This window comes from Rhizobium leguminosarum, assembly GCF_004123835.1.
In the GTDB taxonomy this organism is placed as follows: Bacteria; Pseudomonadota; Alphaproteobacteria; order Rhizobiales; family Rhizobiaceae; genus Rhizobium; species Rhizobium leguminosarum_M.
This window is the reverse complement of the sequence record NZ_MZMU01000003.1, coordinates 862,473-881,483: the sequence shown is the minus strand read 5'-3', so window position 1 is coordinate 881,483 and position 19,011 is coordinate 862,473. Positions and strand designations below refer to the sequence as shown.

Below are 19,011 nucleotides of genomic sequence, written 5' to 3'. Positions count from 1 at the left end.
CGGCGGCTGCCCACCTCGTATCGGCCGCTCGATGAAACTCAGTTGTCCAAGCCATGACGCGCCAACAGCTCGGCCAGAGGCACGGTATCGCTCTCGTCGCGACGAAGCTCTTCCAGGCGTTTTTCGGCAAGATAGATATCTTCGAGGTCGTCGAGATGCGCGAGGATGGCTTGACGCGCATAGAAGCTCTTGCTGCGGCCGGTACGCCTGGAAAGCTCATTGAGCCGCGCTTCAATTTCGGGCGGCAACCGCAGGACCAGCATGATTTTTCTCCCGTCTGCTATACAAGTATGGCATCCGAGGTGTTCGATCGCCAGTGCCTCTACACCGCCGAGGAATATTCAAGAGGTTAGCGTCAAGGTTCGGTGACGATGTCGAGGATCAGCGTCGCTAGCGGCTGCTCGGAGCCCGCAAAGCTCTCGATCATGGCCTCGATGACACATTCACGATCAAGCACTTCGGCATTGAATGGCAGGCCGACATGCCTGGCCAGAAGCGCGAGAAAGGTCAATTGGGTGCGGCCATTGCCTTCACGGAACGGGTGGATGGCGTTAATTTCGGCAAGGAGGTGCGCCGCCTGAGCGGCAAAGTCAGCCGGTGTCAGACCTTCGAAATAATCCGCCCGCGCCAGCTCCTGGAAAATCCGATTAAGCTCGTTTGCGATAAATTCCGGGTAGCAGAACCAGTTGCCACCCTTACCGATACGGATGGTGCGGATCTCACCGCCCCAATCATAGTGATGATGAAGGGCGAGATAGTGGGTGACATCCAGGTTACCCTCCGGCCAAGGTTCTTCCGAGCGGAGCACGAACATCGTTGTCTCGAACTCGTCGAGCTCGCTCTGGTCCGTGAGGTCCAGTTTGTTGCGGAGCACGGTCGTGCCCGGATAACAGAGGGGATCGGATTCGGCGGTATAGACCAACGCTTAGGCGGACTTGCGCGTGAACTGTGCGCGGATCGCCTGGCGACGTTCTTCGGGCGGCTGATCCTTGGTCTCGGCGAGGAGCTTGCGCATGCGCGGGCTGAGGACCAGGCCTTCAACCGCACTGATCTTTTCGGCACTGGCCTGGGTCAGGCCGCCGGTCTTGGCGTTGCGGGTCAACTTGGGCGTTTTGCTCGTCATGAGTCAGAATCTAGCACGACCTTACGCGGATCAGCAAAAGGAATTCGCTTAGCTGAAGTCAACGCTTGTGGTTCACGGCGAGTGCAGTTCAGGTTGGCAACCCATGACCGTAAAGGGTTAGCGTTGATTTCCCCGCTTCCCCATCACCGCGGTCCCTAAGCGCTGGATCGCCTGGCGCAGCTTGTCGTTCTCGATGCCCTCCATCATGCCTTCGAGCTTGCGGGCGGCTTCGCCTTTCAGCGGCGGCGGGGTGCGGGAGCGGCGGATGGCTTGTGAGACCGGCTTCTGGACGATGCGGATCTGGTGGACGGCGGCAAAGCCGAAGAAGCTGTTGATGCGCTGGATGAGTTCGCCCTGGGCATGGGTGAGGAAGAGTGCACGCGCGCCTTCGCAGGCAATCGTCAGCACGCCGGGGCGGAAGCCGCCGGTCTCATTGCCGCCGCGGGCCCAGGCGATCTTTTCCGGCCGGGTGCAATCGGCGAAATCCTCGCCGGCGATTTCGCTCCACGAGCCGAGCAGCGCCGTATTGATGCCGGCGCGCCTCGCAAGCACGGGATCGATCAGCCCGTTCGCCAGCTCGGAAATCTGCTTTGCACCTTTGCGTGGATAACTCATCGAAACCCTTCAGCGACGCCGCCAATTCGCATGCCAACTCGCACAGGCGACTTGATCGCGCGGCATTGCTTCGCCAAGTATAGGCACTTCCCCTCATCGCGGCAAATCATGACGATCACCACACTCGACACGCCCTTAGCCAAGCCCCTGCTCGACTGGTACGATCGCCACCACCGCGACCTGCCCTGGCGCGTTTCGCCCGGCATGGCGGCCCGCGGCGTCAAGGCCGACCCCTATCGCGTCTGGCTGTCCGAGGTGATGCTGCAGCAGACGACGGTGCAGGCGGTCAAACCCTATTTCGAGCGGTTTCTTGAGCGGTGGCCGGAGGTGACCGATCTTGCCGCAGCCGAAAACGACGCGGTGATGGCCGCCTGGGCAGGGCTTGGTTATTATGCGCGGGCCCGCAACTTGAAGAAATGCGCCGAAGCGGTGGCGAACGAGCATGGCGGCATCTTTCCCGATACCGAAGAGGGCCTGAAGTCGCTCCCCGGCATCGGCGACTATACGGCAGCGGCCGTCGCGGCCATCGCCTTCAACCGGCAGGCCGCGGTCATGGACGGCAATGTCGAGCGGGTGATCTCCAGGCTTTATGCGATCACCACGCCGCTTCCGGCCGCAAAGCCGGCGATGAGAGAGAAGGTGGCGCTGCTGACGCCCGCGACACGGCCCGGCGATTTCGCCCAGGCGATGATGGATCTGGGGGCGACGATCTGCACGCCGAAGCGGCCGGCCTGTTCGCTCTGTCCGTTCCGGGGTGCCTGCGAGGCGCTCAAACTTTCCGATCCCGAGCTCTTTCCGGTCAAGGCGGCGAAGAAGGAGAAGCCGGTCAGATATGGCGCGGCTTTCATCGCGGTGACCGGTGATGGCGAGATCCTGTTGCGGCGGCGCATCGACAGCGGCTTGCTCGGCGGCATGACCGAGGTGCCGACGACGGCGTGGACGGCGCGCATCGACGGCGAGACCTCGGCTGCCGCCGCGCCCTTCGAAGCGGCATGGCAGTTCTCTGGCACCGTCGTCCATGTCTTCACCCATTTTGAGCTCAGGCTTTCGATCTGGCGTGCGGCCGTCGCTGCCAAGGTCGCCATGGATGACGGCCCGAATGACGGATGGTGGGAGCCGGTTACAAATCTTGAAGCCCAGGCCTTGCCGACCATCATGAAAAAAGCGATCGCAGCGGCTATTCCTCTCGCGTTTAAAACATCCAAGGGATGACCATGACCACCGACATAAGACATATCGTTTTCGACATCGGCAAAGTCCTTATTCATTACGATCCGCATCTGCCTTTCAGCCGCCTCATCCCGGATGAGACCGAGCGCAACTGGTTCTTCGCCAATATCTGCACCCATGACTGGAACATCGAGCAGGACCGCGGCCGCACCTGGGCGGAGGCCGAAGCGCTGCTGATCGAACAGCACCCTGCCCGCGAAGAGCATATCCGCGCCTTCCGCAAATATTGGCATGAGATGGTGCCGCACGCCTATGACGATAGCGTCGCGATCATGGAAGGGCTGATTTCCGAAGGGCGCGACGTGACGATGCTCACCAACTTCGCCTCCGACACCTTCCGCGAGGCGCAGGCGCGCTTCCCCTTCCTGACCAAACCGCGCGGCGTCACCGTTTCCGGCGATGTCGGCCTGATCAAGCCCGATATCGCCATCTACGAGACGCATACGAAAAGTTTCGGCCTCGATCCGGCCGCGACGATCTTCATCGACGACGCGCCGGTCAATGTCGAAGGCGCCAAAGCCTTTGGCTGGAATGCGGTGCTGTTTTCAGGGCCTGAGAAGCTGCGCAGCGATCTTGCCGCTTACGGATTGAAGGTCTGAGACCCATGGCTTTCGACCCGGCAGACGAAATCGAACGTTTTCACGCCGCCATCAACGCCCTCGATTTTCCCGCGATCGAGGCCTATTTCGCCGAGGGCGCGACCTATGTCTCGAACGGCGTCGGCAGCCTTGCTGGACACGCTGAGATCATGGCTGCCTTCGTGAAATATTTCGACGACTATCCCGATCAGACGGCGGAAAATTCGCTGGTGGAAAGACTGACGCCACTCTCCGGCCGCGCAGTCTGGTCGCTTCGCGCCACCCACAGCAAGACGGGTAAGCCGCTGATCCGTAAGGGCGAGGAGACGATTACCTTCAACCCGGAAGGGCGCATCACACGCGTCGACGTCACCGATTATCAGGACTTTTGAAACAGGGTTTCTGAATAGAGGGCGCCCGGGGTGTGACCCCGGGCGCCTTGGTCTTCTTCCGCAACTGGAGGGAAATCGGAAGAAGGTGGTTTCGATCCGTAGAGGCGCTGCTCACTCCGCCTTTGCCAGATCACTGCGGATGACGGACCTGAGATCGTCGATCGGGCGCAGGGACTGCCCGTCTTCGAAATGCCAGAAGGTCCATCCGTTGCATGCATCGAGACCCTGCACCTTGGCGCCGAGACGATGAATAGAGCCGGCCTCGCCGCCGGATGCTACCGTGCCGTCGGCGCGGACAATCGCGCTATAGCGGCGCTTGGCGTCGGTCAGCACCTGGCCGGGCTTGATCAGGCCGCTTTCAACCAGCACGTTGAAGGCGACGCGGACTTCGGCCTTCTTGCCGGTCATGACGGTCAGTTCCGCCTTGCCGAGCGGCTCGATGGCGGCGATGCGGGCCGAGGCCGCATCGATATAATCCTGTTCGCGCTCGATGCCGACGAAGTGGCGGCCGAGACGCTTGGCGACGGCGCCCGTCGTTCCCGAGCCGAAGAAGGGATCGAGCACGATATCGCCGGGCTTGGTCGAGGCCATGATGACACGGGCGAGCAGCGCTTCCGGCTTTTGTGTCGGATGCGCCTTCTTGCCGTCCTCGCCCTTCAGCCGCTCGCTGCCGTTGCAGATCGGAAAGAGCCAGTCGGAGCGCATCTGGACGTCGTCATTGGCAGCCTTCAACGCATCGTAATTGAAGGTATAGCCCTTGGCCTTGGCGCTGGGGCTTGCCCAGATCATCGTCTCATGGGCGTTCTGGAAACGGCGGCCCTTGAAATTCGGCATCGGGTTGGTCTTGCGCCAGATGATGTCGTTGAGGATCCAGAAATTCAGATCCTGCAGCGTGGCGCCGACACGGAAGATATTGTGGTAGGAGCCGATCACCCAGATTGAGCCTGTCGGCTTCAGCACGCGGCGGCAGGCCAGCAGCCAGGCACGGGTGAAGGCGTCATAGGCCTCGAAGGAGGCGAACTGGTCCCATTCGTCGTCGACCGCATCGACCAGCGACTGATCGGGACGATGCAGCGTTCCGCCGAGCTGGAGATTATACGGCGGATCGGCAAAGATGACATCGACGGAGTGACTGGGCAAAGCTTCAAGGGCGCTGACGCAATCGCCCTTGATGATCGTGTCGACCCAAGACCCGGCCCTGGAATCCTGCCGGGAATCCGACGTGACGGAAGCCTTGAGGTCGGCAAGCGGAAAAACTGATGCCATTCTGATACTCACTCATACACTCTACGCTTAACTGTCCGTTATGGTTACGCAACTTAGTTACCAAAGCCTGAAGCGGTGGCCGATTTCGGGAATTTATTCGGCCGGCCGATGAGTGAGCGGCAGACTTTGCCGCCGCCGGCGATCAGGCCGCATCATGAACGCTTCGGCTGTCGGCCGGCGCCTCGTCGCGTTCGAACATGCCGTAATCGCGGACGATACTGGCGATCCGCAGGCGATAATCGGCGAAGATGCCGCCGCGTCCGGCCTGCTGGGCTGCCCGGTGCGACTAGAGATTGCGCCATTGCTTCACCGCCGCGTCGTCGCGGAAGAAGGAGAGCGACAGCAGCTTGCCGCGGGTCGTCAGGCTCTCGAAACGCTCGATCGAAATGAAGCCGTCGATCTTTTCGAGTTCGCCGCGCAACTCGCCGGCGAGATCCAGATATTTGTGGCGTTCGCCCATATAGGGCACGACTTCGAAGATGACGGCGATCATGGCAGCACCAGCTTGGCGTGAGGAGCGGAGACATTCTTGAGGAAGATGCGATCTTCCTTCAGGATGAAGCCTTCGCGTCTGGCAAATTCATAATTCTCACGGCCGAGTGGGTCGGAAGCCAGCCTAGCGCGATAGGCTTCGTAGGCGGCGAGGCTCTCGATATTATAGACGCCGTAAGCCGTCGTTGCCGATCCCTCGTGCGGGCCGAAATAGCCGATCAGGTCGGCGCCGTTTCGCGGAATCGCCTGGCCCCAGTTGCGGGCATATTCGGCGAACGCCTCCTTCTTGAAGGGGTCGATCTGATAGCGGATGAAGCAGGTGATCATATCGTTTCTCCTTTGGCTGCCCACCCGTTTTCGCACATTGCCTGACGGCGATGCTTCGGTTACGATCGAACTATGAAGGAAGGTCCAGACATTGCGCAGATCGGCGCGCTCATCGGCGATCCGGCGCGCGCCAACATGCTGGCAGCACTAACCGGCGGCCGGGCGCTGACCGCGACCGAGCTTGCCGGCGTCGGCGGCATAACCGTGCAGACGGCGAGCACGCATCTTGCCAAGCTCGAGGCCGGCGGGCTGCTTGCCCAGCGCAAGCAGGGGCGCCACCGCTATTTCACGCTCGCCGACGAGGCCGTCGCCCGGCTGATCGAAAGCATGATGGGCTTTGCCGCCGGACGCGGCCATCTGCGCCATCAGCCGGGACCGAAGGAGCCGGCGCTGCGCAAGGCGCGCATCTGCTACGATCATCTTGCCGGCGATTACGGCGTGCGCATGCTCGACAGCCTGATTGCCTCCGGCGCGATCGAGGCGGTCGGCGAAGGCCTGGCGCTGACGGAAAAGGGCGAAAGCGACCTCGAATGCATCGGCATCGATGTTAGCGACCTCAGATCCTCGCGCCGCCCGCTCTGCCGCTCTTGCCTCGACTGGAGCGAAAGACGCGCGCATCTGGCCGGCAGCCTCGGCAAGGCGCTGCTCTCAAGCTTCCTCGACAAAGGCTGGGCGCGGCGAACGGCCGAAAGCCGCTCGATCCGCTTCTCCCCGGAGGGCGACCGGCAGTTTCTGAAGCTCTTCCCGGTCGATCCATAGGTTTATTGCGGACCCGCAAGAGGTTCCGAGGCCGCATTCAGCCCCCTCACCCACCTGCCCTCTTTTCATCTTCCTGCCGCACATGCGCCCGCAGCGCCGCCAGCGTCAGCGCCAGCGCCGCGTGATTGCTCTCGGCTTCACCGAGCACGCTTTCGTCCTCCCGGATCTCGCGCAGCTGCGCACCGTAAAGCGACTCGTCCGCTGCCTGGCGGCCGCGGGCAAGGTGCCAAACCGCATCCGGCCGGACTTCCCGGCACAGATCGATGGCGTGATTGACGTCGTGTGTGAAGGGCCGCGCCATCAGGAAGCCGTGCTCTGACTTGATGCTGCTCGGCAGGTAGTCGTTAGGACCGTCGAAATCGTTGGGCTCGGCCGGCCGGAGTTGCTTCAACAGAAATGCACAGGTGATGAAGGCGTCGATCCGGCTGTCGGGCATGTCAGTCTTTTCCAGGGTTTCGATAATGTCCTCGATCGTCATGCAGTCTTCCTCTTCATCCATTCTTTGGCATGCCGCTTCTCTTCCCAATAGCGGCGGTGGCGTTCTCCTCCCGATCGCCATCTAGTGCATGAGATTGCCAAAGGTAGCCCCGGGGCCGCGGTTAGCCTGACATGACGCGGATTTGATGGATGTGGCGTCGTCCTAGACGAAGGCGCATACCCCATCGCGCAATCATCTTCCGGCGCGAAGGTGCCGCAGCGAGCATCCGCTCGACGCACAAAGAGCTCAACTTTTCATCGAGGATGAAACACCGACTGCAACCTATTGTTTTCGCGCCGCTAACCGACATGGTGCTGAGAAAATAATTAAGCATGTTCGGCTAGTCTCATGTTCTGAATTAACGAGAGAGCCCTGTCATGGCATCGATCCAGCATAAGATCATCATTGCGAGCATCGCGATTTTCGCCCTGGCGGGTAGCGCCACGGGGGTCGGCATCTGGTCCGCCTCGACTCTTTCCGAAAACAACGCCGAGGTTGCCCGGTCGGCCCAAATTCTGCGGAACCACATGCAGGCCGACATGATGCATGACGCGCTGCGCTCGGATGCGCTCGCATCATTGCTGGCGTCCAATCCGGCAGCAGGCATCGATGTCGACACGGTGAAGGCTGATCTGGCGGAGCATGAGGCGTCGTTCCGCGAGATGCTTGACGCCAACAAGGCTCTTGCCGCCGACGACAAGACGAAAACGATCCTTGCCAGCGTCGACCCTCCCCTGCTTGCCTATATCGCAAGCGCCACTGAGATCGTCGAACTTGCCGGTAAGGACCCCACGGCAGCTTTGAAGGCATTGCCGGAGTTCATGGCGCAGTTCTCGACGCTGGAAGCGGCGATGGAACAGGCCGGCGATCAGATCACGGCGGCGTCGGAGGATATGTCCAAGCGCAGCTCTGATATAAAGGCGTCGGTCGATATTGTTTTGGAAGCCCTCTTGGCTTCGACCGTGCTCTTCGCCTTTGGTCTCTATTTCCTCACCCGCAAGACCGTCACCAAGCCGATCCTTTCGCTTTCCCGCGATATGCAAAGGCTCGCCGGCGGTGACACGGCGATTGCCTGCGCCGGGATCGGCCGCACCGATGAAATCGGAACGATGGCATCGGCCGTCGAAGTCTTCCGCCAGGCGGCGATTGCCAACAAGCAACTCGAAAAAGATGCCGAGGCCGCCCGATTGCAGGGTGAAACCGAGCGGGTCACGGCCCGAAAGCAGGCTGACGAAGATGCAGCCGAACGGCTGCGGGCGGCGACATCCGGCCTCGCCGCAGGCCTGAAAAGGCTTGCATCCGGCGATCTCGCCTTCCAGATCGACGAACCCTTCGCCCCGGATTTCGAGAACCTCCGGCATGATTTCAACATGTCGATCCGGCAGCTCGACCAGACGCTCAGCGCGATCGCGGCCGCCATTGCCGCGATCGACGAAGGCACAAGGGAAATCGCCTCCGGGGCCGGCGATCTGTCGAAGCGAACCGAACAGCAGGCGGCCTCGCTCGAAGAAACCGCCGCAGCGCTCGATCAGATCACCGCCAATGTCTCGAACTCGAGCAAGCGGACCGACGAGGCGCGCACGGAAGCAACCGATGCAAACCGCAATGCCGCCAAGTCTTCCGAAGTCGTGTCGCATGCCGAAGAAGCCATGCGCCGCATTGAGGCCTCGTCCCAGCAGATCTCCAGCATTATCGGCGTGATCGACGAGATCGCCTTCCAGACCAATCTGCTGGCGCTGAATGCCGGCGTCGAAGCGGCACGCGCCGGCGACGCGGGCAAGGGTTTTGCGGTGGTCGCCCAGGAAGTGCGCGAGCTCGCCCAGAGATCGGCTCAGGCGGCAAAGGAAATCAAAGGCCACATCCAGAAATCATCGGTGGAAGTGGAAAGCGGCGTCAAACTGGTTCTCGACACCAGCCAGGTTCTGAAGGCGATCAGCGAACAGATTGCCCGCATCAATCAGCACATGGATGCAATCGCCGTATCGGCAAGAGAGCAGTCGACAGGCCTTGCCGAAGTCAACACCGCCGTCAACTCCATGGACCAGGTGACCCAGCAGAACGCGGCGATGGTGGAGCAATCCACCGCGGCATCCGGTCAGCTCGCCGAGGAAGCTGCCAAGCTGCGCGAACTCGTTTCCCGGTTCAGGCTTCGAGCGACAGCTTCGACGCCATCTGCAGCTGGACGCCGGAGCGGGCAGCTGGCGGCCTGACGGCTGCTATCTGCCTGCCATTGTTCAAACCAACCCGGCACGACCGATCCGGCAGCAACGACGGAGCCCGTCGCATGCCGCATCGCTGCCATGCTTGAGATCAGGTTGAGCTTTGGCCGGGCATCGTGTAAAGCCGCTGCATTCCCGGACAAGGCCCAGACTTTCAGCAAGGCGTGAACATATGGACGGCTTCGACCTCATCATCTTCGACTGCGACGGCGTTCTCGTCGATTCGGAAATCATCGCGGCGGAAGTCGAATCCGCGCTTCTGACAGAGGCCGGATATCCGATCGACGCCGAGGAAATGGGCGAGCGCTTCGCCGGCATGACGTGGCGCAACATCCTGCTGCAGATCGAGCGCGAGGCAAGCATCCCGTTTTCGGCCTCCCTGCTCGACAAGTCGGAGCATATGCTCGACCTCAGGCTGGCGCAGGACGTCCAGGCCATCCCAGGCGTCGAATTCGCCGTCTCCAGACTGCCGATCAAGCGCTGCATCTGCTCGAATTCGAGCACCAAGCGGCTCGACATGATGCTGAGCAAGGTCGGGCTGAAGCCGCTGTTTGCGCCGAACATCTTTTCCGCCAAGGATCTCGGTCCCGACCGCGTCAAGCCGAAGCCCGACATCTTCCTGCACGGCGCAAGCCAGATGGGCGTTTCGCCTGACAAGGTTGTCGTGGTCGAGGATTCCGTCCACGGCGTGCACGCGGCGCGCGCCGCCGGCATGCGCGTCATCGGCTTTACCGGCGCCTCACACAGCTATCCCGCCCATGCCGATAAATTGACGGATGCCGGCGCCGAAACGGCAATCTCCCGCATGAACGACCTGCCCGGCGTCGTCGCCGCACTGGCGGCATGGGACAACGTTCTCTGAGGCGCTTCGAGCCTTGAGCCGCGATCGGCGACTATGACGACGACGACTTTGATCGGGACAGCGGCAGCTTCAGGCCCCGCTGACATCGGTGTTCTAGAACCTGAATAAACGAAGCTGAGAAGTGGGTTTCGCACCTCTGCGCCAATCGGCGCGGAATTGGGGACGGCAATGAAGCTGTCGTTCGATCTTACCTTGCTAGGCGCTTAAATCATCCCTATGTTGGAGATCAATTAGCAAGGAAGTGCTTATGCCTGCTGCCCACGCTCTCACTTTGACCGAGGCCGGTTACGTCCTGAACCGGTCCGCGACCGCTCTCAACAAGGCTGTCGATACAGGTATTATCCGTGCGCGCCAGCGCAAGGTCGGCAGCGTTGTTCAACGGCTTTTAGGCCCTGCAGAAATGCGGTTTTTGCTCGTCGCCGATGGCCTCGATAAGGACCTAACTCCTGCCGGCCGTCGCAGACTATACGATGCGATCCGTCAACTCTCGTTCGACGCCCATCGCGTCAGTCTCGGGGAAATCGAGCTCGATCTAGGGAAGATAGATGCAGATCTCGAAACTCGGCTTCAACGCCTCAAAGCTCTGCGAGAGTGGGTAGACATAGAGCGTGGCGAACCGCTGATAAAGGCTACCCGAGTTCCGGTCCATATGGTGGCAGCACTTGCCCGCGGACAGACAGTCGCGGAGATCGTCGAGGACTTTCCTTCCCTCAGCCGCGAGCAGGTCGAGGCCGCTACAGAATACGCGAAAGCATATCCGAAGCGGGGGCGACCCTATCCATCCCGCAGTCTCAAGCGATCGCTCGCCGACCTCGCCGAACTTGGGGCCTTCGATGAAGTCGACGATGCAGCGGATGTTGCAGGCCCGCGAATAATTCCGTGACCGGCTACTTGCTGGACGAGAATGTCTTGCGTGAGTTCAGCCCGCGAGGGAACGCCAACGTCCGCAAGTGGATCGCCGGCGTCGATGACGCGGAACTGCGCCTCAGCGTAGCGACACTATTCGAGAAGCGCCGAGGTGCTGAAATGCTCAAGCGGCGCGACCCGGAACGCGCCGCTGCTATCATTCGCGGAATTGCCAACCTAGAGAAAGCGTTTGCAGATCGGATTTTGCCGGTGGATGCCACGGTTGTGGAAGAATGGACGCGCCTGCTCGGAGCCAAGAACAAGGACCGCTGGGATTTGGCCCTTGCAGCGACTGCGCGCGTTCACCGCCTTGTGCTTGTCACGCGCAACATCAAAGATTTCGAGGGCCGCGGCGCGCGGCTGCTCAATCCGTTCACCGATCCCCCGGAGCGGATCGAGCCCTAAAGCGCGTCGCAATCTTTCAGATTCGCTCCTTGCGCTTTAGGTCTTTGTTTTTACGCATGTCGTTAGCGCAAAACCGCTGCACACTTTTGCGCGACATGCTTTAGAACAGGATGTCGTCCGAAAACCGCTGCGCACTTTTCCTGAAATTGCTTCAGCTGCTCTTCTTGGTCTTTGCCGGCTGGGTGTCGAAGCCGATATTGACGCGCACCAGGGCGCCGGAGCCGACCGGCATCTTGATGCCGTCCTTGCGGAAGATGACCTGTGTGCCCGGCGCGCCCGGCGGGATCTCGGTCGAGAATTTGGTGACCTCGGAATAGAGCACGGTCTCGCCATCGACGACGGAGATGCGGATCGGCAGCGTCAGCGGGCCTGGCGTGCCGGCCGGGCCGGTGATCAGGCGGAGCTGGGCAACGACCGTCATCGTCAGGTTCGTGTCGTTCAGCGTGCACTGGCGGGTGTAGTCGCCGAAGGAGGCCTGGTAGACGATCTGCTGCGGATCATCCTTCTTGCCCTTGGCATAGGTGCGGAAGATCGCGTCCTGGTCACGCATGAAGATCTGCGGGCAGGCGCCCTGGACGACGGGGGCGACCGTCCCCTGCGCCGTCGTGCCGGTACCGATCGAAGGATTGTTCGAGGACGGATTGGCGGGCGCCAGCGGCATGATCTGGGCGGTGCCGTTCGGCTGGGTCGGCGGCGCCGACGACTTGCTGTCGCCGCCTATGCCGAGCGAGTTGCAACCGGTGAGCAGGGCAAGAACAGATGCGGAGACGATGAGACGCGAGACCTTGCCGAGCACCATATTCCATCCCTTGTACAAGCGTTTCTTGGAGGCCCCATGTCTTTTCAGCAGGGCCTTTCATGACGGTTTGCGATGGTCTATATCAGCGGCGCAAACAAAAATCGATTGGGTAAGCGCCGTTTTGATGCACTTTTCGCCGCCGGATGCAGGCAACTTCAACAGGATACCTGCAAAGCCATGCCTGCAGGGCGGCGCCTGCCCAATTTCCGGTCCGATTTCCGGCGGACCGAGCCACGGCTGCGGTGAGCCGGATTTCCTCCAGCGATAGATCAAGGATGACGAACGTGGATTATATCTCGACCCGCGGCGAAGCCCCTTCCCTCGGCTTTTGCGACGCCCTTTTGACCGGGCTGGCGCGCGATGGCGGGCTCTATGTTCCGCGCAAATGGCCGAGTTTTTCCAAGAAAGAGATCCGCGCCCTGCGGGGCAAGACCTATCAGGAGATCGCCTTTGCCATCCTGTCGCCCTTCACCAATGGCGAGATCCCCGACGACACTTTCCGGGCGATGATCGACGAGGCCTATGGCACCTTCCGCCACCCGGCGATCGCGCCGCTCGTCCAGACCGGGCCGAACAGCTTCGTCATGGAGCTGTTCCACGGCACGACGCTCGCCTTCAAGGACGTGGCGATGCAGCTGCTCGCCCGGCTGATGGACTATGCGCTGGAAAAGCGCGGAGAGCGGGCGACGATCGTCGGCGCCACCTCGGGCGACACCGGCGGGGCTGCGATCGACGCCTTTGCCGGCCGCGAGCGCACCGACATCTTCATCCTCTTCCCGCATGGCAAGGTCTCGCCGGTGCAGCAGCGGCAGATGACGACCTCGTCGTCGCCGAATGTGCATGCGCTTGCCGTCGAGGGCAATTTCGACGATTGCCAGAACCTCGTGAAGGCGATGTTCAACGACGTGGCCTTTCGCGACAAGGTTCGTCTATCAGGGGTCAACTCGATCAACTGGGCGCGCATCATGGCCCAGATCGTCTACTATTTCACGGCGGCGGTGGCACTCGGCGGACCGGACCGGAAGATCTCGTTCACGGTACCGACCGGCAATTTCGGCGATATCTTCGCCGGCTACTGCGCCAAGCGCATGGGCCTGCCGATCGACCGGCTGGTGATCGCCACCAACGAGAATGACATCCTGGCGCGGACGCTGAAGACCGGCCGCTACGACATGAAGGCGGTCAAGACGACGAGTTCGCCGTCGATGGACATCCAGATCTCCTCGAACTTCGAACGGCTGCTGTTCGAAGCCTATGACCGCGACGCCTCGAAGGTGCGTGCGGCGATGGAAAGCCTCAAGCAATCCAACGGCTTCGAGATTGGCGAGCAGGCACTGAAGGCGATCCGCCGCGACTTCCGCGCCGGGCGCGCCAGCGAGAAGCAGGTCGCCGAGACGATCCGCAAGACCCATGCCGAGACCGGTTATCTGCTGGATCCACATTCGGCGATCGGCGTCTTCGTCGCTGCCAAGAAAGAAAAGCCGAATACGCCGATGGTGACGCTTTCGACCGCGCATCCGGCGAAATTCCCGGTCGCCGTAAAATCCGCCTGCGGTATTGACCCGGCGCTTCCGACGTGGCTTGCTGATCTGATGCAAAGGGAGGAGCGTTTCCAGATCATCAAACCGGAGCTGAAAGCCGTTGAAACCTTTATCGGCAAGCACGCCCGCGGCGAGACGACAGCAGGCGCAGAAAGATAGCCAATGACAGTTGAGTGCACCCGGCTGAAATCCGGGCTGACAGTAGTCACAGAGACCATGCCGCATCTTGAAAGCGTTGCGCTCGGAGTCTGGATCAAATCGGGATCGCGTAACGAGACGGACAACGAGCACGGCATCGCTCACCTGCTCGAACACATGGCCTTCAAGGGCACGGCGCGCCGCACGGCCCGCCAGATTGCCGAGGAAATCGAGGATGTCGGCGGTGAAGTCAATGCCGCCACCTCGACCGAGACGACCTCCTATTACGCCCGCGTGCTCAAGGACTACGTGCCGCTCGCCGTCGATATCCTCGCCGACATCCTGACGGAATCGGCCTTCGAGGAAGAGGAGCTGGAGCGCGAGAAGCAGGTGATCCTGCAGGAGATCAACGCCGCCAACGACACGCCCGACGACGTGGTGTTCGACCGGTTCTCCGAGGTCGCCTATCGCGACCAGACGCTCGGCCGGGCGATCCTCGGCACGCCGGAGACCGTCGTCTCCTTCACGCCGCAGCAGATCCGTAGCTATCTCGGCCGCAACTACACGACCGACCGCATGTTCGTGGTCGCCACCGGCGCCGTCGAGCATGAAGAATTCCTGCGCATGGTCGAGGATCGTTTCGCCAGCCTGCCGACGGCCCCTTCCGCGCCGCCCGTCATGGAACCGGCGCGTTATATCGGCGGCAGCGTGCGCGAACCGCGCGACCTGATGGACGCGCAGATCCTGCTCGGCTTCGAAGGCAAGCCCTACCACGCCCGCGATTTCTACTGCTCGCAGATCCTCGCCAATATCCTTGGCGGCGGCATGTCCTCCAGGCTCTTCCAGGAGGTGCGCGAGTTCCGCGGCCTGTGTTATTCGGTCTATGCCTTCCACTGGGGCTTTTCCGACACCGGCATCTTCGGCATTCATGCCGCAACCGGCGGCGAAAACCTGCCGGAGCTGGTGCCGGTCATCATCGACGAGCTGCACAAGTCGGCCGATGCGATCCACCAGAAGGAAATCGAGCGCGCCCGCGCCCAGATCCGCGCCCAGCTGTTGATGGGTGCCGAAAGCCCGGCTGCCCGCGCCGGCCAGATTGCCAGGCAAATGATGCTCTACGGCCGGCCGATCTCCAATCCGGAGATGATGGAGCGGCTCGAAGGCATCACCATCGAGCGGCTGACCGACCTTGCCGGCCGGCTGTTCTATGACACGGTGCCGACGCTTTCGGCGATCGGTCCGTTGGAACAGCTCGCGCCGATGGAAGACATCACAGCCTCGCTTTCGGTCCCGGCGTCGAAGACGCTGCAGGCAAGCCGCTGAGCCGACGTCCGTCCTGCCGGGAGTGATCGATGCCAAAATCGGTTTTTCGGTTCCTGCACCGGCAGCCGGAAGCGGTGGAGCTGGAGAGCGACAGATATTTCCTGCGCCTACCGCGCTACCAGGATTTCAACCAGTGGCACCGGCTGCGCGCCGAAAGCCGCAAGTTCCTGGAACCCTGGGAGCCGACCTGGCGGCGCGACGAGCTGACGGAGGGCGCCTACCGCGCCCGCGTCGTCCGCGGCAAGCAGGAATATGCCTCGGGCCAGGCGGTGCCGCTGTTCATTTTCCTGAAAGGCGACATGACGCTCGTGGGCGGCGTCACCATCGGCTACATCAGAAGAGGTGCGGCACAAAGCTGCATGATCGGCTACTGGATGGGCGAACGCCATGCCGGCCAGGGGCATATGTTCGCCGCTCTTCAATTGGTTATTCCTTACATCTTCGCCGGGCTTGAGTTGCACCGTATCGAAGCAGCCTGTATTCCAGATAACGCGCGCAGCATCCGTCTGCTTGAAAAAGCCGGGTTTCAGCAGGAAGGCTATCTGCGCGGATATTTAAAGATCAACGGTCAGTGGCATGACCATGTGATGTTTTCACGTCTCGCCACCGATACGGATAAAGGCAGGAAAACCGACAGCCGATGACAAGAGACCGCATGCTGCCCAAGTCACCGTCCGGACGAGTGATCGCGGTGATCGCAGCCCTTTTTCTGGCGGCCTTCGCCTTCGTGGCGGGCGTTGCCCAGGCGGCCGAACCGGTAAAAATTTCCCGAGACGATACCGCCCTCGATCTGACCGCGACGACCGAAATCTATGTCAACCAGGGCGAGGCTTTCCAGGTTTCGACGGCAGCCGGCGCCGACGGCATCCGCCGTCGCATCGAGGTCAGGGCAAGTTCGGAGAACCATCAGGGCGACTGGGCGGTGTTTGCGCTCGCCAACGTCTCGGAAGAACAGCTCGAGCGCGTCATCGTCGCGCCGCATTTCCGTCTGGTCAATTCCAAGCTCTTCTGGCCGGATCTCGGCTCGCAGCGCATCAGCGCGATTACGCCGAGCGAAGGTTTTGCGCTCGATCGGCAGCCGAGCGACGAGGCTGACGTCTTCCGCATCACGCTGAACCCCGGCGCCGTCATAACCTTCGTCGCCGAACTGTCGACGCCGGAACTGCCGCAGATCTATCTCTGGGAACCGAACGCCTACAAGGACACGATCAACGCCTTTACGCTCTATCGCGGCATCGTGCTCGGCATTGCCGGCCTGCTCGCCGTGTTCCTGACCATCCTCTTCGTCGTCAAAGGCACCTCGATGCTGCCGGCGACGGCAGCACTCGCCTGGGCGGTGCTCGGCTATATCTGCGTCGATTTCGGTTTTCTCGGCAAGCTGATCAGCGTCGCCTCGGCGGACCAGCGAATATGGCGCGCCTGCGCCGAGGTGGCGCTGGCGTCGAGTTTCGTCATCTTCCTCTTCACCTATCTCAACCTCAACCGCTGGCATGCGCATCTCGGCTACGCCACGCTTGCCTGGGTGCTTGGCCTCGCCCTGCTCTTTGGCGTCGCGATCTACGATCCGTCGATCGCCGCCGGCATCGCCAGGCTTTCCTTCGCGCTGACGGCGACGATGGGGCTGCTGCTGATCATCTATCTCGGCTTCAACCGCTACGACCGCGCCATCCTTTTGGTGCCGGCCTGGGCGCTGATCCTGGTCTGGCTGTTCGGGGCGTGGCTGACGGTCACCGGACGGCTCGACAACGACATCATCCAGCCCGCACTCGGCGGCGGCCTCGTGCTCATCGTGCTGTTGATCGGCTTCACCGTCATGCAGCACGCGTTTGCCGGCGGCGCCTACCAGCAAGGGCTGTTTTCCGATCTCGAGCGGCAATCGCTGGCGCTGACCGGCTCCGGCGACATGGTGTGGGATTGGGACGTGGCGCGCGATCGCGTCGTCACCATTCCCGATGTCTCGATCAAGCTCGGCCTATCGCCGGGCGCCATGCATGGCGCGGCGCGCAACTGGCTGCCGCGGCTGCATCCCGACGACCGCGACCGCTTCCGCGCCACGCTCGACGTGCTGCTCGAACACCGGCGCGGGCGGCTGAACCACGAGTTCCGCATCCGCGCCGAGGACGGGCATTTCCACTGGCTGTTGATCCGCGCCCGGCCGGTGCTCGGTTCGAACGGCGAGATCATCCGCTGCGTCGGCACGATCGTCGACGTGACCGAACAGAAGAATTCCGTCGAACGGTTGCTGCACGATGCGCTGCACGACAATCTGACCGGCCTGCCGAACCGGCAGGTGTTCCTCGACCGGCTGCAGTCGGTGCTGGCGCTGGCGCCGGGCGGCGACACGCTGCGCCCGACGGTGATGGTGATCGACATCGACCGCTACAAGCTGGTCAATGATTCGCTCGGCGTTGCCGCCGGCGACAACATCCTCATCGCGCTGACGCGGCGCCTGCGCCGGCTCTTGAAACCGCAGGACACGCTGGCGCGGCTTGCCGGCGACCAGTTCGGCCTCATCCTGGTTTCCGAGCACAATCCGGCCAAGGTCGCCGATTTTGCCGATGCGATCAGCAAGGCGATCATGGTGCCGATCAACTTCGCCAATCGCGAGATCATCCTGACCGCCTCGGTCGGGCTTGCCTCCTGGGTCGACCGGCAGGAGAGCGCCACCGGCCTGCTCAGCGATGCCGAGCTTGCGATGTACCGGGCAAAACGGGCCGGCGGCAACCGCGTCGAGCCGTTCCAGCCGGCCTTCCGCGAGTTCGGCACCGACCGGCTGCAGCTCGAAACGGATCTGCGCCGCGCCATCGAGCGCAAGGAATTGTCGATGGTCTACCAGCCGATCGCAAGGCTGGAGGATGTCGAGGTCGCCGGTTTCGAGGCGCTGATGCGCTGGGAACATCCCAAACGCGGCAATATCCCGCCGTCCGAATTCATTCCGATCGCCGAGGCCTCCGATATCGTCGGCGCGCTCGGCATGTTCGCCTTGGAACAGGCGACCAACGATCTGATGAGCTGGCAGCACCAGACCGGCGAACTGCCGATCTTCGTCTCGATCAACCTATCGAGCGTCCAGCTTCTCAACCACGAGCTCTATGACGATGTCCGTTCGGTTCTCGCCAAGACACATTGCCAGCCCTCGCGCCTCAAGCTCGAACTGACGGAATCCATGGTGATGGAAAATCCGGAACAGGCCCGGCTGGTGCTGCAGAAGCTGAAGGAAGCCGGCATCGGCCTGGCGCTCGACGATTTCGGCACCGGATATTCGTCGCTTGCCTATCTCACCCGCTTCCCCTTCGACACGATCAAGCTCGACAAGGCCTTGGTGCGCGACAGCAGCGACAAGAAGGCGACCGTGCTCCGGTCGGTGATCGCGATGGCGCGCGAGCTTGACATGAAGGTGGTGGCGGAGGGGATCGAATCCAACGAGGATGCGATCGAACTCGCCAAGATGGGCTGCAACTACGGCCAGAGCTATCTTTTCGGCCCGCCGATCCCTTCGGAATCGGTGCTGCGGCTGCTGCGCGACCGGTTTCCGCTGACAAAACGGGCTTGAGCGGA

At 61.9% G+C, this 19,011-nt stretch carries 20 protein-coding genes and 1 pseudogene; 12 read left to right on the top strand and 9 right to left on the bottom strand.

Annotation, left to right across the window (positions count from 1 at the left end):
• Positions 1-38 precede the first annotated feature (38 nt).
• The 4 genes from relB to B5P46_RS08015 form a co-directional block, all read right to left on the bottom strand.
• Positions 39-263, bottom strand: a complete 225-nt coding sequence (relB, locus tag B5P46_RS08030) for a type II toxin-antitoxin system RelB family antitoxin (protein WP_129418213.1) — start codon at positions 261-263, stop codon at positions 39-41.
• Positions 264-355: 92 nt separating this feature from the next.
• The gene (locus B5P46_RS08025; protein ID WP_129418212.1) at positions 356-922 is read right to left on the bottom strand and encodes a Fic/DOC family protein; all 567 of its coding nucleotides are present in this window, start codon (positions 920-922) and stop codon (positions 356-358) included.
• Between the two features lie 3 nt (positions 923-925).
• Entirely contained in the window at positions 926-1,123 is a 198-nt protein-coding gene (locus tag B5P46_RS08020) for a hypothetical protein (RefSeq protein WP_064647302.1), read from the bottom strand.
• 117 nt (positions 1,124-1,240) lie between these two features.
• A complete protein-coding gene (locus B5P46_RS08015; protein ID WP_018069144.1) occupies positions 1,241-1,738 on the bottom strand; it encodes a DUF721 domain-containing protein in 498 nt (165 codons plus the stop codon).
• 108 nt (positions 1,739-1,846) lie between these two features.
• Between B5P46_RS08015 and mutY the strand changes: the two genes are divergently transcribed.
• The 3 genes from mutY to B5P46_RS08000 are packed head-to-tail and all read left to right on the top strand — an operon-like array spanning position 1,847 to position 3,938.
• Positions 1,847-2,950, top strand: coding sequence for an A/G-specific adenine glycosylase (mutY, locus tag B5P46_RS08010; protein WP_129418211.1), 1,104 nt, complete (start codon positions 1,847-1,849; stop codon positions 2,948-2,950).
• A 2-nt stretch (positions 2,951-2,952) separates the two neighbouring features.
• Positions 2,953-3,567, top strand: a complete 615-nt coding sequence (locus B5P46_RS08005; protein ID WP_129418210.1) for an HAD family hydrolase — start codon at positions 2,953-2,955, stop codon at positions 3,565-3,567.
• Positions 3,568-3,572: 5 nt separating this feature from the next.
• Complete coding sequence (locus B5P46_RS08000) at positions 3,573-3,938, top strand: nuclear transport factor 2 family protein (protein ID WP_129418209.1); 366 nt, start codon at positions 3,573-3,575, stop codon at positions 3,936-3,938.
• Positions 3,939-4,049: 111 nt separating this feature from the next.
• Here B5P46_RS08000 and B5P46_RS07995 read toward each other — a convergent pair whose 3' ends face one another.
• From B5P46_RS07995 to B5P46_RS07985, 3 genes and pseudogenes are all read right to left on the bottom strand, one after another.
• Complete coding sequence (locus tag B5P46_RS07995) at positions 4,050-5,204, bottom strand: site-specific DNA-methyltransferase (protein WP_129418208.1); 1,155 nt, start codon at positions 5,202-5,204, stop codon at positions 4,050-4,052.
• A 142-nt stretch (positions 5,205-5,346) separates the two neighbouring features.
• Positions 5,347-5,697 (bottom strand): annotated as a pseudogene (locus tag B5P46_RS07990) (antibiotic biosynthesis monooxygenase family protein).
• Positions 5,694-6,023, bottom strand: coding sequence for an NIPSNAP family protein (locus B5P46_RS07985; RefSeq protein WP_129418207.1), 330 nt, complete (start codon positions 6,021-6,023; stop codon positions 5,694-5,696). Before B5P46_RS07985 ends, B5P46_RS07990 begins: the two are co-directional and overlap by 4 nt.
• Before the next feature lie 72 nt (positions 6,024-6,095).
• On the opposite strand from B5P46_RS07985, the gene B5P46_RS07980 reads away from it, so the two are divergent.
• A complete protein-coding gene (locus B5P46_RS07980) occupies positions 6,096-6,782 on the top strand; it encodes an ArsR/SmtB family transcription factor (protein ID WP_129418206.1) in 687 nt (228 codons plus the stop codon).
• A 46-nt stretch (positions 6,783-6,828) separates the two neighbouring features.
• Here the strand turns inward: B5P46_RS07980 and B5P46_RS07975 are convergent, their stop codons facing one another.
• A complete protein-coding gene (locus tag B5P46_RS07975) occupies positions 6,829-7,260 on the bottom strand; it encodes a hypothetical protein (RefSeq protein ID WP_245456114.1) in 432 nt (143 codons plus the stop codon).
• 377 nt (positions 7,261-7,637) lie between these two features.
• Between B5P46_RS07975 and B5P46_RS07970 the strand changes: the two genes are divergently transcribed.
• The 4 genes from B5P46_RS07970 to B5P46_RS07955 all read left to right on the top strand — a co-directional run bounded on the left by B5P46_RS07970 (position 7,638) and on the right by B5P46_RS07955 (position 11,652).
• Entirely contained in the window at positions 7,638-9,470 is a 1,833-nt protein-coding gene (locus B5P46_RS07970) for a methyl-accepting chemotaxis protein (protein ID WP_129418204.1), read from the top strand.
• A gap of 181 nt (positions 9,471-9,651) precedes the next feature.
• A complete protein-coding gene (locus B5P46_RS07965; protein ID WP_003546036.1) occupies positions 9,652-10,341 on the top strand; it encodes an HAD family hydrolase in 690 nt (229 codons plus the stop codon).
• A 247-nt stretch (positions 10,342-10,588) separates the two neighbouring features.
• Entirely contained in the window at positions 10,589-11,224 is a 636-nt protein-coding gene (locus B5P46_RS07960; protein WP_129418203.1) for a DUF433 domain-containing protein, read from the top strand.
• On the top strand, positions 11,221-11,652 hold the full coding sequence (locus tag B5P46_RS07955; RefSeq protein ID WP_129418202.1) for a type II toxin-antitoxin system VapC family toxin: 432 nt from the start codon (positions 11,221-11,223) through the stop codon (positions 11,650-11,652). The genes B5P46_RS07960 and B5P46_RS07955 overlap by 4 nt, the downstream gene beginning before the upstream one ends.
• A gap of 151 nt (positions 11,653-11,803) precedes the next feature.
• Here B5P46_RS07955 and B5P46_RS07950 read toward each other — a convergent pair whose 3' ends face one another.
• On the bottom strand, positions 11,804-12,451 hold the full coding sequence (locus B5P46_RS07950) for a hypothetical protein (RefSeq protein WP_129418857.1): 648 nt from the start codon (positions 12,449-12,451) through the stop codon (positions 11,804-11,806).
• A 275-nt stretch (positions 12,452-12,726) separates the two neighbouring features.
• Between B5P46_RS07950 and thrC the strand changes: the two genes are divergently transcribed.
• The 4 genes from thrC to B5P46_RS07930 are packed head-to-tail and all read left to right on the top strand — an operon-like array spanning position 12,727 to position 19,006.
• Complete coding sequence (gene thrC, locus B5P46_RS07945) at positions 12,727-14,151, top strand: threonine synthase (RefSeq protein WP_129418201.1); 1,425 nt, start codon at positions 12,727-12,729, stop codon at positions 14,149-14,151.
• Between the two features lie 3 nt (positions 14,152-14,154).
• On the top strand, positions 14,155-15,453 hold the full coding sequence (locus B5P46_RS07940; protein WP_129418200.1) for a M16 family metallopeptidase: 1,299 nt from the start codon (positions 14,155-14,157) through the stop codon (positions 15,451-15,453).
• Positions 15,454-15,482: 29 nt separating this feature from the next.
• Complete coding sequence (locus B5P46_RS07935) at positions 15,483-16,097, top strand: GNAT family N-acetyltransferase (RefSeq protein WP_129418199.1); 615 nt, start codon at positions 15,483-15,485, stop codon at positions 16,095-16,097.
• The gene (locus B5P46_RS07930; RefSeq protein ID WP_129418198.1) at positions 16,094-19,006 is read left to right on the top strand and encodes a sensor domain-containing phosphodiesterase; all 2,913 of its coding nucleotides are present in this window, start codon (positions 16,094-16,096) and stop codon (positions 19,004-19,006) included. The genes B5P46_RS07935 and B5P46_RS07930 overlap by 4 nt, the downstream gene beginning before the upstream one ends.
• Positions 19,007-19,011 lie beyond the last annotated feature (5 nt).